Source organism: Nitrospira sp., from assembly GCA_024998565.1.
Classification (GTDB): Bacteria; Nitrospirota; Nitrospiria; order Nitrospirales; family Nitrospiraceae; genus Nitrospira_A.
The window spans coordinates 107,030-121,881 of sequence record JACOEM010000005.1 but is presented as its reverse complement, the minus strand read 5'-3'; the positions used below and the strand labels follow the sequence as shown (position 1 = coordinate 121,881).

Here is a 14,852-nt window from a genome sequence, read left to right as displayed (position 1 = left end):
GGTAGGACTCGGGGCTCTCGCGCCTCGCGGCCTCGCCTCTCGTCGTCCTCTCCCATATGCTCCCCGCTCTTCACCATACGCTCTACGCCATCTGCTCCCGGCATTCGGCTCTCAGCTCCCCGCCGGGTACAAGCCGACCGCCTGGTACCATCTGGTCAGCATGGCGACGCGGGCTGCCTGCTCACCCGGTAATTGTAACGGGCGACCACGGCCGTCGAGCATGAGGCCGACCACGCCGCCCGTCACCGTTTTTGTGAACGACTGTCCCGGTCCGTTCCCGAGGTCGATCTGTTTGGCCGGTTGCATCGTCACTGTGGCCTGCTGCTCCCGCGTCAAGGCAAAGAGTTTGAGATCTCCGAACGCCAGCTGGCCCTTCTCGATTCGTCCATCCGGTAGCGCGATTTCATAGTCGGCGCAGCGCTCCCCGTCTTTCCCCTGCCCGATGGGCGCAATGCAGGTGCCGAGATAGACCATGCAATCACGCACGAATACGTCGGTCGCAGCCTGCTCGTTCACGGTGGAGAGCACGCCGAGATGCGGCATCATGAAGATGCTATCGACCGACAGCGTCGTGACGCCGAGCGGTTCATAGGCATCCACCATCATCAGCATGGATTGGATACGGCGCGGCGCATGCGACAGGATGCCGCCGCTGCCGACGATCAAGTCCAGTTTCAACAGATCGATCAGGGTCTTGCCGGACGTCCGCTGCTCGAACACATCGGAAATGGTGCGCTCCTGCTGAATGCCCTTGAGCCCCGTGGCGAGTGATTTGTGATGGATCAGCGCCAGCCGCAGAGCCTCGCGGGCGATGGCATGTTCGATCTGCAGTTCGTCGAGCGACTGCGGAATCGTCGTGGGCCGCACCATCTTGTTCTTGATGCGGTTGCGCAGGGTCTGTTCGTCGATGGTAAACGGCACCCAGCGCATGATGTTGTCGAGCCCCGCCTCCGCCAGCACGTTCGAAATGCTGTAGGACATGCCGAGGTTGGCGCTGACCGTGCGGTTGAAGAGTCCGTTAAACACCGAGAAGACGTCGGTGGTGGCGCCGCCGATATCGACGCCGATCAGGTTGATGCCTTCGCGTTTGGCGATGGTTTCCATGATGACGCCGACCGCCGCCGGAGTCGGCATGATGGGCGCGCCCGCCATCTCGATCAGTTTTTTGTAGCCGGGAGCCTGCTGCATAACGTGTTCGAGGAACAGGTCGTGGATTTTGTTGCGGGCCGGCGCCAGGTTTTCGCGCTCGAGCACCGGCCGGATATTGTCGGCAAAATCCAAGGCGGTCTTCTCGCCGAGAATGGTTTTGATTTGCGGCCTGGCGTCTGTGTTGCCGGCGTACACGAGCGGCAGCCGGTAGGTGCTGCCGAAGCGCGGTCGCGGATCGGCGGCGGCAATGTACTCGGCCATTTCCACTACATGGGTCACGGCGCCGCCGTCGGTGCCGCCGGACATCAGGATCATGTCCGGGCGCATGGTTCGAATCCGCTCGATCTTCTCGTAGGGCAGCCGTCCGTCGTTGGAGGCCAAGACGTCGATGACGATGGCGCCGGCGCCCAGGGCGGCGCGTTGAGCACTCTCGCCGGTCATGTTCTGCACCACGCCGGTGACCATCATCTGCAATCCGCCGCCGGCGCTGCTGGTGGACACGTAAATGTCCACGCCTCGTTTGGGATCGCCTTGTGCTGCGTGATTGGGAGTGATGATGCGGTCGCCGTCGAGAATGGTCCGGCCGGAAAGTTCTTCGATTTCGGCAATGGCGTTGAGCACGCCGCGGGTCACGTCTTCGAAGGGGGCTTCGACGGTCGTCGGTGCTTCACCACGGTAGGTCTGGCGATACTCCTCCCCGACCTTTTCAATCAGAATGGCTTTGGTGGTGGTGCTGCCGCAATCGGTCGCGACGATGACGTTCAGAGGATGAGTCACTGCTGAAGCCGCAGGCGAAGGAGGCTGTTCCGTCATCGAGCGGGCGCTCCTTTGGGAGCCGCAGCCTTGGCTTCGATGAGGGCGGTCAGTCGGTGAATGGAATCGCGCCGTTCCAGCAGGCGCGCGATCTGCGCGATCTCCGTGCCGGTCAGCACACATTCTACGACGGGAGCCAGGAAGTGCAGCGCCTGGCTGCCGAGAAAGTTCATGGGGCCCATCGACTCGAGAAACAACGTGGCCGGTGCGGCCATGCCGCGCGAGACGACGGCGTCGGCGACCCGTTCGAGCAGGGCCAGGTCTTCGATCGTGAAGGCGGCTTGTTCAGGACGCACGGCAAACGCGTGCCGGAGACCGGCTCGAAGATCCTGTGCGCGACGGGATAAAAAACCAGCGGAGAAGGCAGACATAAGTGCTTGTGAGATCAGCTTAAACGGTTCGTTTCGGCATTATATGAAGGGGCTTCGGGAGAGTCAATCGAGCCTGTGGCGCTGCGCGCGACGAGGGGCTACGGGTTCTTGTTCTCTGCCGGGGGATCGCCGGATGCCGGTGAGCAATTCATTCCGGCGAAGGGATTCAGGGGGTTGACGCGTGGTGAGCAACGTTGCGCTTCGGGTGCGGCCTTCTCGGGGGTGTCTCTCGAACCGGACGGCGATAACGCGGGATCGCCGGGACCGGGTTGGCGCGGAACCATCGGTGCGGCCGACACGGACGGCGGAGTCGCATTCGCCGGTAGTTCCATCTGTGCCGGTTCGGTCGGCTCGACGGGAGGGGTGAACCCTCCCGGGAGCGGGGGGGTGGCGGTGTCGATGGCGACGCAGCCCGGCTTGCCCTTCGGCTGGTCCGTCAGGACGGTGCTGCCATTGGCGCCTTGGCAACGATAGACCTTGGCGGTTGCCATGCCAGGCAGGAGGAACGCGACGAGAGTGAGAAGCAGGACGTGAACCCAGCGCATCGTCAATTCTCCGGTGCCGGATCCTGTCTGGTGAAGGCTGACGGTCGAACGATCAGGCTGCTGATCTGGAATGGACTATAGGCGTGAGGCGGAGGAGAGTCAACGTCGCCGGGGGCGGTGTGGAGTTTGTGGCGGCCCTCAACCCGGTGAGCGGCCGAGCCACTTCTTCAGCAGGCCCAGGAGTCCGACTTCCGGGGCGGCCTGCCGGTCCGGATATTCCACCCACAGCTCCTGCGAGCCGAGGTAGATGCCGTCGCGATAACTCTGCTGGCTGCGCAGTTGGGTGTACCCCTGTTGCTGGAGGGTGGTAATCAATTGCTGCAGGGCCTCGCCTGCGCTCGGTGCCTCCGGGGTCACGATGTGTGTGGTTTCGTACCGCAACGTCGCCTGGTACCCCGAGGCTGTCCGTACGAATTCCACGGGACGATTGAACCCTCGTTCCCTGGCGTCGAAACCGGCGAGTTGGTGTTTCTCTCCAGCCGGGGTGGACATCGAACGACTACAGCGCGCGATACACGGCTAACAGATCGCTCAAGGCGATGGTTTTGTTCTTGAGAATGACCCGCTCGGCTCCCAGCACATCCAGCGCGGCCACCTTTTCGGTCCCGCCCATCAGACACTTGCTGCCCAGCGCGAGGACCCGTTCACATTCCTTTTCCACCTTGCCCTTGACGACGGGATTCACCTTCAGGATCTCCATCATCTTGGCGCGGGTTTCGCCGAGGTGCTTTTGGAGTTCTGCCTCCGGGTACTCCTTGCGCGCGGCTTCATCTTCGCAGCGGTCGATATACTGTGTCAGAAAGACGTAGAGCCGCACGAAGGTTTCGGCGATCTCAATGTGTTTCGGGGTCAGCGTATTGTCTGCCATCGGAGCCTCCATTCACTGTGGTGCCGGGAACATTCATTGCCGTGCCTGTCCGACCGGCACGAGCCGGTCTTGCGTCACAGCCGGACTTTAATATCGGTGCCCTCGACCGTGACTTCGTACGCAGTCACTTTTGCCGAAGGGTTGTTGATGCAAGCGCCCGTCTTCACGTTGAACTCCCAGTTGTGCCATGGACAGGCAACTACATCACCCACCACATCGCCTTCACCCAGCGGGCCGCCGCGATGCACACAGGTGTTGTCGATGGCATAAAACGCGCCATCCACATTGAACACCGCAATCGCCTTGCCGTTCACTTCCGCCACCATGCCGGCGCCCGGCTTCACGTCGGCGGTTCCCGCGATTCTAATCAACTCGCCCATACATCCTCCCTGAGTGCGTCCATCTTCCTTGATCCGGTTCCGGTTAATTTCCCGTCGCCGGTCGTTTGATTTTATCCAGCAGACTGGCGATCCGGCTCTTCGCCGCCCCTGCCTCGCCCGTCTGCAATGCTGCCGCAAGCTTCGCGGCGATCTCCCGAAACGCCTGAGCTTGCGGTGAATCCGGTTTGGCGACCACGATCGGGTTCCCGGTATCGCCGCCGGCGCGAATGGCCGGATCGATGGGCACCCGTCCAAGGAAGGGAATACCCAGTTTCTCCGCGGCCCGTTCTCCGCCGCCATGGGAGAAGATCTCGGTGCGTTCGCCGCAATGACCGCAGAGGAAAAAGCTCATGTTCTCGACGATGCCGAGCAGCGGCACGTTGACCTTCTGGAACATCATCATGCCTTTGCGCACATCGTGCAGCGCCACTTCCTGCGGGGTCGTGACGGTGACGGCGCCCGACAGGGACACCAGCTGGGTCAGTGTCAGTTGCGCGTCGCCGGTTCCCGGCGGCAAGTCGATCAACAGATAATCCAGGTCGCCCCAGAGAACGTCCCGGAAGAGCTGTTGAATGGCGGTGTGCACCATCGGACCACGCCACACGACGGCGGTATCTTCCGGCACAAAAAATCCCATGGAGATCAGTTTGACGCCATGGCTCTCCGCCGGGGCGATCTTGCCGTCTTTCTGTTCAGGTGTTTTTTCGACGCCCATCATCATCGGAATGTTGGGTCCGTAGATATCGGCGTCCAGCAATCCGACCTTGGCTCCGGTGAGGGCGAGGGCGACGGCCAGGTTGACCGACACGGTGGATTTTCCGACGCCGCCCTTGCCGCTGCTGATGGCGACCACATGTTTCACGCCGGGAATGATATTGGGCTTGGCGGCCGCTTCGTCTTGATGCGGTGCGCCACCTTGTTGTTCTGCCATAGATCTGCCTCCTGCCGCCTCGCGGGTCCGGATGGAATTCGCGGGCTTCATCGCATATTAAGCTATCGCCACGAGGAAAAGAAATGGGCCAGTAGACGCAGAGCGCTGCTGGGTAGAACAGGACGGGATAAAAAAGAGGGACGAAACGTCCCGGGAATAGTCAGTGACGACGCGAGGGACGTTTCACCGTTCACGCCCGACCCTTCACGCCTGCTAGGTGCGTTCCCTGTGCAGGTTATACGTCAGGCCGAACAACGACAACGAATAGATCAACCATTTCGACGGGTCGAAGTTGTACCACTTCGATCCGTTTCGATAGTCGTGCGAATAGGTGTGGTGATAGTTGTGATAGCCCTCGCCGAAGCTGACGAATGAGATCAACCAACTATCGCGGCTGCTGTCCTGCGTGCCGTGGGGTTGGGTGCCGACCATATGGCAGAGCGAGTTGATTGTAAAGGTGGAGTTCAAGACCAGCACGGTTCGCAGGACGCCGGCGAGCAGGAAGCAGCCCAGCCCGCTGGTGAAGCCACCGTTCAGGTATCCCAGCGCAAATGGTAGCAGGAAGCCGGAGGCCACGATCACCCAGTAATACCGGTGTTGCCACATGATCATTGGGTCGGTACGTAGTTTCGCGGCAAATCGGTCCTCACGATACGGGGTATCGAAAAACAACCAGCCGACATGGCTGTGCCAGAATCCCTTCGAGGCATTGTAGGGATCGGCTTCTTCGTCCGTGTGCGCATGGTGGCGGATATGATCGGCGCACCAGAGCAGGGCCGAGTTTTGCACGGCCCATCCGCCCATCACCAGCAGGCAGGCTTTGACCCAGGGATGACTCTCGAAGCTGCGATGGGTGATCATGCGGTGATAGCCCACCGTGATCCCCATGCCGGTTACGATATAGAGGACGGCCAGCAGGACCCAGTCGAGGAGAGTGTAGTCATAGAAGTAGGCGAAGAGCGGGACGCCGACGAAGGTCAGCACCGTGAGTGCAGTAAACAGGGCCACAGTGCCCCAGCAGACGGATTGTGTGGTCGAGTCGGCCATCGTACTCCTTCGGAACCTGTGCGCAACTCTTCGCCACAGTGCACCGCCATGCAAATGGTGTGGGTCAAGGCAAACGGCGCATGCTACCGGAGCGGCAGGCGGATTTTCAAGCGAAGAAGTGTCGTGAGATGACACAACGGCCGATTAACCAGGGCGGCCTGAAGAAATCGTTCGCCGGAGGCGATAGGCCTATGCCGGTTCCGTGAGTGGCGTACGCTCGACTCCGCGTGCCTGTGGTGAGCTAAATCCGTATCCCGCTGTTCCCGGGAACGATGCGAAATCCATTCTGCGTAAGATCGACAGCAGCCTATTTGCCCTCAAATATTCAAGTCGTGCGCTGCGGTGTATACTGCAGAGAGCCTCTCATTCTGGTTCAGGAGGAACCGATGCCTCTCGACCCTGCCCTGCTCGAACCCCGTATCCGCGCGATCGGTGAAGACCTGGCCCGGCGTTCCGGCGGGCGGGCGCCAGGCCTGTTCGATTCCCGTTGGTGGTCGCAGGCGGCCATCAACCTGGCGATGAAAGATCCCGCGTTCAAGGCGCAACTGTTCCGGTTTATCGATGTCCTGCCCTCGTTGCACGACGATGCACGGGTCGTGCAGTTGGCCGAGGAATATTTCGGCGAGATGAGCGCACACCTCTTCGGTGCCCAATGGGGACTCAAGGCGCTTGCCTCCACCAAGCTCGGCGCATCGCTCAGTGGAAAGGCCATCCGGCATCAGGTGGAGCAGATGGCCACCAGTTTCATCGCCGGTGCGTCCATCGAGCAGGCCGTTCCGACGCTCCATAAGTTATGGGAGGACGGGCGGGCTTTTTCGGTGGATCTACTGGGTGAAGCCAGTGTCAGCGAGCGAGAGGCGGATGCCTATCGTGATCGTTGCCTCGCGGCTTTGCAGGCCCTCGGTGAGGCCTGTCCCGCTTGGTCTCCTGCGCCGTTACTCGAACGGGATCACCTTGGTCCCCTGCCCCGCGTGCAATTGTCGATCAAGATCTCGGCACTCTATTCGCAGCTCGATCCCATCGATCCCGAATCCAGCTATCGCGCAGTCGCTGCCCGCCTGCGGCCGTTGTTGAATCTTGCCGGCACGCTCCCCGCCTCGGTCATTTTCGATATGGAACAGGCGGACACCAAGGAGCTGATTCTTTCGATTTTCATGCGCCTGTTTATGGAAGAACCCTTCCGAACGTTTCCCCATGCAGGGATTGCGCTGCAGGCCTATCGCACCGATACGTATGACGATGTGCAGCGGCTGTTGGCCTGGAGCAGGGAGCGGCTGGTACCCGTCACGATCAGGCTCGTGAAGGGCGCTTATTGGGACTCCGACGCGATTCGTTATCGGCAACGTGGCTGGCCGATGCCGCTGTTCGAGCAGAAGGCGCAGACGGATGTGAACTACGAGCGGCTCGTTCGATTGCTCTTGGAGCAAAGCGAGGTGATCCGGCCGGCGTTCGGCACGCACAACCTTCGCAGCCTGGCCGTGGTCGAAGCGGTGGCCGAGGCGCTCAAGTTGCCGTCGAATGCCTGGGAGTATCAGATGATCTACGGTATGGCGGAGCCGTTTCAGCATGCCATGAGTGATCGTGGCCGGAGGCTCCGGCTCTATGCCCCGGTCGGAGAACTCCTTCCCGGCATGGCCTATCTGGTGAGGCGGTTGTTGGAGAACACGTCGAACGAATCGTTCCTGCGGAAGGAATATGTGGAGTCGCAGCCTCTGTCTTTGTTGCTGTCTCCGCCCGTGGCGACTCCCCCATCACCTCCTTCTTCGATGACGCGTTTTTCCAGCGTCGAGGCCGCTCCATTTGTAAACGAGCCAGTGGCGGATTTTTCACGAGACGACGTTCGGGCCGCCATGGCCGAGGCCATCGATCACGTGCGCAAACAATTGGGGCAGCGGCTTGAGGTCTCGAAGCTGAATACCCATCTCCCGACGGGAGCGGATGTACGTTCCTTCAATCCCAGTCAGCCGGAACAACTGGTCGACATCGTCCAGAGTTATCGGCCTGCCGACGTGGCTGGTCTCTTGAAGGTCGCTGAGTCTCATGCAGAGGAATGGAAACATCGGACGGTTGCGGAACGGGTCGCCGTGATGCGGAAGGCCGCTGCATTGATGCGCGAGCAACGTTGGGAGTTGGCGGCCTGGGAACTGTTCGAGGAGGCCAAGCCCTGGCGCGAGGCCGATGCGGATGTGGCCGAGGCGATCGATTTTCTGGAGTACTACGCCGGAGAAATGGAGCAGCTTGAGCCGCCGCCCCGCCTGGGCCGGTATCCCGGTGAGTTGAACGAGTTGTTCTGGAGTCCGCGCGGGATCACCGTTGTGATTGCGCCGTGGAATTTTCCGCTCGCCATTCCCACTGGTATGGTCGCGGCGGCTCTGGTCTCCGGTAATCCGGTCTTGTTCAAACCGTCCGAGCGCGCGTCGATCATGGGCTACCGGCTTGCCATGCTTCTGAAGCAGGCCGGGGTGCCGGCGGGTGTTCTGCAGTACGTGCCGGGTGGTCCCGACGTGGGACGGGAGCTGGTGACTCAGGCTTCTGTCGCGACGATTGCCTTTACCGGATCGAAGGACGTGGGATTAGGTATGGTGCAGGCCGCTGCGCTGCAACAACCGGGACAGAAGTTCGTCAAACGCGTCATCGCGGAGATGGGGGGGAAAAATGCCATCATCGTCGATGACACGGCGGATCTCGATGAAGCCGTCACCGGTGTGGTGCAATCGTGTACCGGTTATGCAGGACAGAAATGTTCCGCCTGTTCACGTGTGATCCTCCTGGATTCGATTCACGATGCGTTCATCCAACGGCTGGCCGATGCGGTGATGAGTTTGCGCATCGGCGCGGCTGAGGATCCGGCCACCCAGCTCGGTCCGGTGATCGACGGGCGGGCTCAGAAACGGATTCGGGAGTACTTGGAGATCGGGCGCCGCGAAGGCCGGGTGGTGGTCGATCGGTCGATGGAGGGCCCCGGTTATGCCCTGGGACCGGTGGTCATCGCAGGAATCGAGCCGACTCACCGCCTGGCGCAGGAAGAAATTTTCGGCCCCGTGCTGGCCGTGATGCGGGCATCATCGTTCGAACAGGCGCTTCAGCTCGCCAACGGTACCGCCTACGCCTTGACCGGGGGACTCTACTCGCGCAGTCCCCGGCATATCGAGCTGGCGCGTCAGGCGTTTGATGTCGGCAATCTCTACATCAACCGTTCGATTACCGGGGCTCTGGTCGGTCGGCAACCGTTCGGCGGCCACAGGCTATCGGGTATAGGGGCGAAGGCCGGGGGCGAAGAGTACCTGAAACAATTTATGGTCGCGCGTGTCGTCAGCGAGCAAACCCTCCGGCGTGGATTCGCTCCGACCCTGTAGGGCCGGCGCGGACTTTATGCTGACCTCTTCCAGTTCTTCCGTGATATCGGTGATATTGCCCCGGTCTTCTTTCAGTGCGGCCAGTTCCTGCCGTTCGATATACTTCACCAGCCCCACGCCCTTGGCGAACCAGGCCGTCATCACATCGGTGCCGACTGCCGTCCGGTCTGCGGAGGAGAGCTGAATCTTGAGGGTCATTCGCGCCTCCACGCGCACGGCATCAGGGTATGTGCCGGCGGGCACCGTGATCGATTCCTGACCGATCACCGTTGAGACGCCTTCAACGTCCACATGTTCGTTGGTGCCGTCCCCATCGATATCACTGCCGAAATCGATGTCAGTGCGATTGAACTGTTGGAAGGACTGGGCGACTTTCATCGGGAACCGGATGATTTGATACGGCACGAGTTGCTTCTCCAATGGCGTGCCCGGCTCGGAGCCGTAGTACACCACGCCGGCCGCATCGCGGCGGTAAAAGCTGTCGGATGCGCCGTGGTTGCCCGGGTTGGTGTCATGAAACACGTTGACGACGACGCCGCCCTTGAGAGTGCGGGTTCCGGTCACCGACGAGACGTTGAAGAAGTATTTGTTCTCGATCGTCTGGAGAGGGCCTTCCGAGATCTGTCCGCGGTACTGCCACCGTGTGCCGACGGTGTCGGGGAAATAGTCGGCAGACTGAGCGATGGTCTGTCCTGCCTCCGTGGCCCGGGCCTGGCCTGGAGCCGACAGGATGCCCAGGAGCCCGCATATTCCCACTGCGACCACGGTCGAGCGCACGAAGTTCTGAACGATCACGGCTGTCCTCCAGTCAAAAAAATCACGGTATCATACCCGATTCGCAGCAGCAAGCCGGCAGATCCCGCCTTGCCTTCTCCTGTGCCTCCTCTCATAATCGCTCGCCGTGATGCCTGCATTATCTCCCGCAGCTCAGGATGTTCGTGAACGCCGCACGGTACTGGTGACCGGTGGGTCCGGTGGAATCGGTCGTGCGCTCTGTCTGGCCTTCGCCCATGCCGGGTATTGGGTGGGGGTGCATTACTTCCGCCAACGGCCGGCAGCTGAAGAGACGCTCGCGCTGCTTTCGCGGGCCGGCGGCCAGGGTGCCCTCTACCAGGCGGATGTACGGTCGAGCCATGAGGTCCAGACGATGTTTGATGCGATCCGGGCGCAGCGGGGCCGGCTCGACACCATGCTCTGTAATGCCGGCATCGCGTCGAAGCACCTGCTGGTGAATTGCCCGGAAGAAGCATGGCAACAGATCATCGATACGAATCTGACGGGCACCTATCGCTGCATGACCGCTGCGGTGGACGACATGATGACGCTGGGCGGTGGGTCCATCGTCGTCATCGGGTCCGTTGCCGGATTGCAGGGGACGAACGGCCAAGCCGCCTACGCCGCGTCGAAGGCGGGGCTCATCGGGTTGGTGAAGACCGCGGCGCGGGAATGGGGACCGCATAATGTTCGCGTGAATCTGGTCTGTCCCGGCTGGCAGCAAACGCGCATGGCGGGTGATTCGTTTCCAACCGGTGAACGGCTCGACGACCATGTGCTGGGACGTGTTTCGAACCTGGCCGATGTGAGCAGGACAATTTGCCAGCTCGCGCAGCTCTCCGACATGTCGGGGCAAGTGTGGAACCTGGACAGTCGCGTTCTCTAGCAGGATGCTGAAAACGGCCCCAGCTTCGTTCTGAGTCGTCGTGAAACGTGAATGGTGAAAGGTGAAATGTGGGACTAGAGAAGGCTACTTTTCTGGGAGCTTGTGACGTTTGACGTTTCACGTGTGACGAATTTTGTGAGGCGGGAAAAGAATGGGCATAACCAAAGGGGTGTTTGTCACCGGTACGGATACCGGTGTCGGGAAGACCGTCGTATCCGCCGCGCTGGTCCGGAGGCTGGTCCAGATGGGCTGTCCTGTCGGGGTGATGAAACCGGTCGAGACCGGTGTACTTCCCGGGCAACTGGGTGAGAGCGATGCCGGGCGACTCCTGGCTGCGGCGGGAATATCCGATGGGATCGAAGAGGTGTCTCCCTACCGGCTTCTCGCGCCGCTTGCTCCCCTCGCCGCTGCATCCGCCCAAGGGCGCGTGATCGAGATGCAGGAGATCATGGGACGCTACGAACGGCTTGCGTCCCGGTACTCTTGTGTTGTGGTTGAAGGCGCCGGTGGTCTGCTCGTGCCGATAGGAAAAGATTGGGATATGCGCGACTTGATCGGCCGGATCGGGCTGCCCGTCGTGCTTGTGGGGCGGGCCGGACTAGGGGGCATCAATCATGCGCTGCTGACGCTGGAGGGCCTTCGGCAACGTCACTGCGCAGTGATGGCCGTCGTGTTGAACGAGACGGCGTTGGCCGCCACCCCAGCGCAGCAGGAGCAATGTGCGTCAACGGTCGCGCTGTTGCGGGAGCGCGCCGGTGTTCCAGTGTTGGGACCGTTGCTCTACCAGCCGCGCCTTGGCTCTGATTGGTCCGGCGCCGTCGAAATGATGGCGCAGGGCAGCCCGATCAGGGAGCTTGCGGATCTGGTATGGGCAAATGCCGTTGGAATGTCCGGATCGCCGCGCCGAGGTCAGGAGCCTTGAGGATCGCAGAGATCACTGCCACACCATCCGCCCCTGCCGCCATAATTTCGCCAACCGACTCAGCCGTAATGCCGCCGATCGCAAACATCGGCAGCGTGGTCAATGCGCGTCCGGCGCGTAATCCTTCCAGACCGACCACCGGGTCGTGATCGGCTTTTGTGGACGTGCTGAAAATCGGGCCGAATCCCACGTAGTCGGGCTGTGCGATGACGGCTTCGCGCACCTGAGCGGCATTGTGCGTCGAGAGCCCGATGATTTTTTCACGCCCCAGCAATTGTCTGGCGTAAACAATGGGAAGGTCTTCCTGCCCCAGATGTACCCCGTCCGCGTTCACGGCCATCGCCAGATCGCAGCGATCGTTGACGATCAAGAGGGCGCCGACGTCGGTTGCGGCCTGACGCAACGCGAGCGCCTTCGCATAGGCCTCTTTCATCGTGGCCTGTTTGTCCCGGTATTGAAAGAGCCGGACACCGTGCGCGGCGGCTTCACGCAGGAGATCGGGCAGCGGGCGATCCGGCCTGACCGTGGGGTCGAGTACGAGATAGAGCCCCTTCAGGAGCGATTGTCGGCTGGGCTGAGACGTGACGGGCTCCCTGTTTAGCAGGCCGTTGAAAAAGTCCGCTCGCGGCGTTCTCGCGTCGCTCCATGGTTCACCGCACGACAGGGGTACGATTCGCCACGTCGCTTGCTGCGGCCTTGCTGGACGGCCATGTTGAACGGCCTGCCGGTGATCCCCATGGATATATGCAATCTGTGTGTCGGCAAACCGTTAGGAGGACTGGCCGGCAAGAAAGCGGTCAAGGAATGTCGTGGAGACATGTCCCTTCTGGAAATCGGGATCGTTGAAAATTCTCCGATGGAGCGGGATCGTCGTCTTGATGCCTTCGATGACAAATTCATCGAGTGCGCGACGCATCCGTGCCATGGCTTCCTGGCGGTCACGTCCGTGCGTAATTAATTTGGCAATCAGGCTGTCGTAGTACGGGACGACCACGGCGTTCGGTTCCATCGCGGAGTCGACACGCACGCCAAAGCCACCAGGGGCGGAATATTTGGTGATCTGGCCTGGACAGGGCGTGAACTTTTCCGGGTCTTCGGCATTGATCCGGCACTCGAAGCTGTGACCGTTCAACTTGATGTCCGGCTGCTTGAACGAGAGGGGCATGCCTGAGGCGATCCGGATCTGTTCCTTCACGAGGTCGATCCCGGTCACCATTTCGGTGATGGGGTGCTCGACCTGGATGCGGGTGTTCACTTCCATGAAGAAGAAGTTCCGATCCTTATCCAGCAGAAACTCCACCGTCCCGACGTTGCAGTACCGAATGGCTTTCACGGCCTGGACGGCCACCCGGCCGATTTCGCGCCGTAAGCCTTCATCGATGGCCGGCGAAGGAGTTTCTTCCACCAGTTTTTGATGCCGTCGTTGGATCGAACAATCCCGCTCGCCGAGATGCACCACATGGCCGCGATTGTCCGCCACGATTTGTACTTCGATGTGCCGCGGTTCGAGGAAGTAGCGCTCGAGATAGACGCCGTCGTGACCGAAGGTGGATTTCGCTTCGGCTTGCGCCGCTTGAAATGCCCGTGCGAGTTCTTCCGGTTTGTTCACGACACGCATGCCCCGTCCGCCCCCTCCGGCGGAGGCCTTGATGATCACGGGGAAGCCGATAGTCTTGGCGGCCTCTTGGGCATCCTGTTCGCTTCGGAGTTCGCCGGGGCTGCCGGGGGTGACCGGGAGGCCCTTCTTGGCGACCACTTCCCGTGCCTTTGATTTGTCCCCCATCAGGGCGATGTTTTCGGAGGTCGGGCCGATGAATTTGACGCCGATCGATTCGCACACTTCTGCGAAGTGTGCGTTCTCGGACAGGAACCCGTAGCCGGGATGGATGGCATCGGCCCCGGTGACTTCGGCTGCGCTCAGCACGTTGGGGATATTGCGGTAACTGAGGGCGGCTTCCGGCGGGCCGACGCAGACATGTTCGTCCGCTGCCCGGACATGCAGGCTTGCGGCATCGGCTTCGGAGTGGATCGCAACGGTTTTGACGCCGAGCTCTTTACAGGCGCGAATCACCCGTAGGGCGATTTCTCCACGATTGGCAACCAACACTTTCTTAAACACAGGATACTCCGGAGCGGGTCACTGTTTGTGTCCGCCTGGTTTTACGGTTTGCTCTGCCACGGGTAAGACCTGACCCGGTTCCGTTGCATGATCCGGCATGTGTCGCCTGCCGTCGGACTCACATGCGTGAGGAACGTATCCCCGGACCGTCCCGCCATGAACCCGCTTGATCGCGTCGGCTAGGGCGTGGCGTTGGGGTCTATCAAGAAGAGAGGTTGTCCATACTCGACAGGCTTCGTACTCTCCGCCAGTATTTTCGTGATCCGTCCGTCGGCCTCGGACTCAATTTCGTTCATGAGCTTCATGGCTTCGACGATACAGAGCACCTGGCCCTTCCTCACGTAATCCCCCTCTTCCACATACGGGTCTGCATCGGGTGAGGGCGAGCGATAGAAGGTGCCGACGATGGGAGACGTGATCGTGACCTGGCCATCCGTTTCTGCGGGCGGACGGGTCTGCGCCGCCGGGGTCGTCCCGGTCGATGTTGACTGGTTCGTAACGGTCTCCACCGTCTGGGCCGTCGTCGTTCGAACCACCGGCTCATGCCGGATGCGGATACGGACTCCGCTGCGCTCGATTTCCAACTCGGTCAGATGGTTGCGCTTGAGCAGGTCAGCCAATTGTTGAATCTGCGCGGCCTGGTCCGGAGAGAGCAGTGTCTCAGCGGCCGTTGATCGAGGCGCAAAGGCGC

At 61.1% G+C, this 14,852-nt stretch carries 15 protein-coding genes; 3 read left to right on the top strand and 12 right to left on the bottom strand.

Annotation, left to right across the window (positions count from 1 at the left end; genetic code table 11):
• Positions 1–111: 111 nt before the first annotated feature.
• From H8K11_10075 to H8K11_10040, 8 genes are all read right to left on the bottom strand, one after another.
• Positions 112–1,962: a glutamate mutase L gene (locus H8K11_10075; protein MCS6264093.1), complete on the bottom strand. Its 1,851-nt coding sequence runs from the start codon at positions 1,960–1,962 to the stop codon at positions 112–114.
• Positions 1,959–2,333, bottom strand: a complete 375-nt coding sequence (locus H8K11_10070) for a hypothetical protein (protein MCS6264092.1) — start codon at positions 2,331–2,333, stop codon at positions 1,959–1,961. Before H8K11_10070 ends, H8K11_10075 begins: the two co-directional genes overlap by 4 nt.
• Positions 2,334–2,431: 98 nt before the next feature.
• Positions 2,432–2,878 carry a hypothetical protein gene (locus tag H8K11_10065; GenBank protein MCS6264091.1) on the bottom strand — a complete coding sequence of 149 codons (447 nt, stop codon included), beginning with the start codon at positions 2,876–2,878 and terminating at the stop codon, positions 2,432–2,434.
• A gap of 138 nt (positions 2,879–3,016) precedes the next feature.
• Complete coding sequence (locus tag H8K11_10060) at positions 3,017–3,370, bottom strand: hypothetical protein (GenBank protein ID MCS6264090.1); 354 nt, start codon at positions 3,368–3,370, stop codon at positions 3,017–3,019.
• Between the two features lie 7 nt (positions 3,371–3,377).
• Positions 3,378–3,746 (bottom strand): hypothetical protein, encoded by a 369-nt coding sequence (locus tag H8K11_10055; protein ID MCS6264089.1) that lies wholly within the window; start codon positions 3,744–3,746, stop codon positions 3,378–3,380.
• 74 nt (positions 3,747–3,820) lie between these two features.
• Positions 3,821–4,126 (bottom strand): Rieske (2Fe-2S) protein, encoded by a 306-nt coding sequence (locus tag H8K11_10050; GenBank protein MCS6264088.1) that lies wholly within the window; start codon positions 4,124–4,126, stop codon positions 3,821–3,823.
• A 43-nt stretch (positions 4,127–4,169) separates the two neighbouring features.
• The gene (locus H8K11_10045) at positions 4,170–5,057 is read right to left on the bottom strand and encodes an Mrp/NBP35 family ATP-binding protein (protein ID MCS6264087.1); all 888 of its coding nucleotides are present in this window, start codon (positions 5,055–5,057) and stop codon (positions 4,170–4,172) included.
• Positions 5,058–5,270: 213 nt separating this feature from the next.
• Positions 5,271–6,104 (bottom strand): fatty acid desaturase, encoded by an 834-nt coding sequence (locus tag H8K11_10040; GenBank protein ID MCS6264086.1) that lies wholly within the window; start codon positions 6,102–6,104, stop codon positions 5,271–5,273.
• A gap of 386 nt (positions 6,105–6,490) precedes the next feature.
• On the opposite strand from H8K11_10040, the gene H8K11_10035 reads away from it, so the two are divergent.
• Entirely contained in the window at positions 6,491–9,460 is a 2,970-nt protein-coding gene (locus tag H8K11_10035; protein MCS6264085.1) for a bifunctional proline dehydrogenase/L-glutamate gamma-semialdehyde dehydrogenase, read from the top strand.
• Here the strand turns inward: H8K11_10035 and H8K11_10030 are convergent.
• Positions 9,350–10,255 (bottom strand): hypothetical protein, encoded by a 906-nt coding sequence (locus H8K11_10030; protein ID MCS6264084.1) that lies wholly within the window; start codon positions 10,253–10,255, stop codon positions 9,350–9,352. The two genes, H8K11_10035 and H8K11_10030, sit on opposite strands and share 111 nt — an antisense overlap.
• 106 nt (positions 10,256–10,361) lie before the next feature.
• On the opposite strand from H8K11_10030, the gene H8K11_10025 reads away from it, so the two are divergent.
• Positions 10,362–11,120, top strand: a complete 759-nt coding sequence (locus H8K11_10025) for an SDR family oxidoreductase (protein MCS6264083.1) — start codon at positions 10,362–10,364, stop codon at positions 11,118–11,120.
• A gap of 151 nt (positions 11,121–11,271) precedes the next feature.
• Positions 11,272–12,042 (top strand): dethiobiotin synthase, encoded by a 771-nt coding sequence (bioD, locus tag H8K11_10020; GenBank protein ID MCS6264082.1) that lies wholly within the window; start codon positions 11,272–11,274, stop codon positions 12,040–12,042.
• Here bioD and thiE read toward each other — a convergent pair.
• The 3 genes from thiE to accB form a co-directional block, all read right to left on the bottom strand.
• The gene (gene thiE / locus H8K11_10015; protein ID MCS6264081.1) at positions 11,966–12,598 is read right to left on the bottom strand and encodes a thiamine phosphate synthase; all 633 of its coding nucleotides are present in this window, start codon (positions 12,596–12,598) and stop codon (positions 11,966–11,968) included. The two genes, bioD and thiE, sit on opposite strands and share 77 nt — an antisense overlap.
• 213 nt (positions 12,599–12,811) lie before the next feature.
• The gene (accC, locus tag H8K11_10010) at positions 12,812–14,161 is read right to left on the bottom strand and encodes an acetyl-CoA carboxylase biotin carboxylase subunit (protein MCS6264080.1); all 1,350 of its coding nucleotides are present in this window, start codon (positions 14,159–14,161) and stop codon (positions 12,812–12,814) included.
• A 179-nt stretch (positions 14,162–14,340) separates the two neighbouring features.
• Positions 14,341–14,817 (bottom strand): acetyl-CoA carboxylase biotin carboxyl carrier protein, encoded by a 477-nt coding sequence (accB, locus tag H8K11_10005; GenBank protein MCS6264079.1) that lies wholly within the window; start codon positions 14,815–14,817, stop codon positions 14,341–14,343.
• Between the last annotated feature and the right edge of the window lie 35 nt (positions 14,818–14,852).

Coding starts and splice junctions, on each gene's coding strand:
- H8K11_10035 (MCS6264085.1), top strand. CDS start 6,491: ATGCCTCTCGACCCTGCCCTGCTCGAACCCCGTATCCGCGCGATCGGT.
- H8K11_10055 (MCS6264089.1), bottom strand. CDS start 3,746: ATGGCAGACAATACGCTGACCCCGAAACACATTGAGATCGCCGAAACC.
- H8K11_10060 (MCS6264090.1), bottom strand. CDS start 3,370: ATGTCCACCCCGGCTGGAGAGAAACACCAACTCGCCGGTTTCGACGCC.
- H8K11_10040 (MCS6264086.1), bottom strand. CDS start 6,104: ATGGCCGACTCGACCACACAATCCGTCTGCTGGGGCACTGTGGCCCTG.
- H8K11_10065 (MCS6264091.1), bottom strand. CDS start 2,878: ATGCGCTGGGTTCACGTCCTGCTTCTCACTCTCGTCGCGTTCCTCCTG.
- H8K11_10050 (MCS6264088.1), bottom strand. CDS start 4,126: ATGGGCGAGTTGATTAGAATCGCGGGAACCGCCGACGTGAAGCCGGGC.
- H8K11_10070 (MCS6264092.1), bottom strand. CDS start 2,333: ATGTCTGCCTTCTCCGCTGGTTTTTTATCCCGTCGCGCACAGGATCTT.
- H8K11_10075 (MCS6264093.1), bottom strand. CDS start 1,962: ATGACGGAACAGCCTCCTTCGCCTGCGGCTTCAGCAGTGACTCATCCT.
- bioD (MCS6264082.1), top strand. CDS start 11,272: ATGGGCATAACCAAAGGGGTGTTTGTCACCGGTACGGATACCGGTGTC.
- H8K11_10045 (MCS6264087.1), bottom strand. CDS start 5,057: ATGGCAGAACAACAAGGTGGCGCACCGCATCAAGACGAAGCGGCCGCC.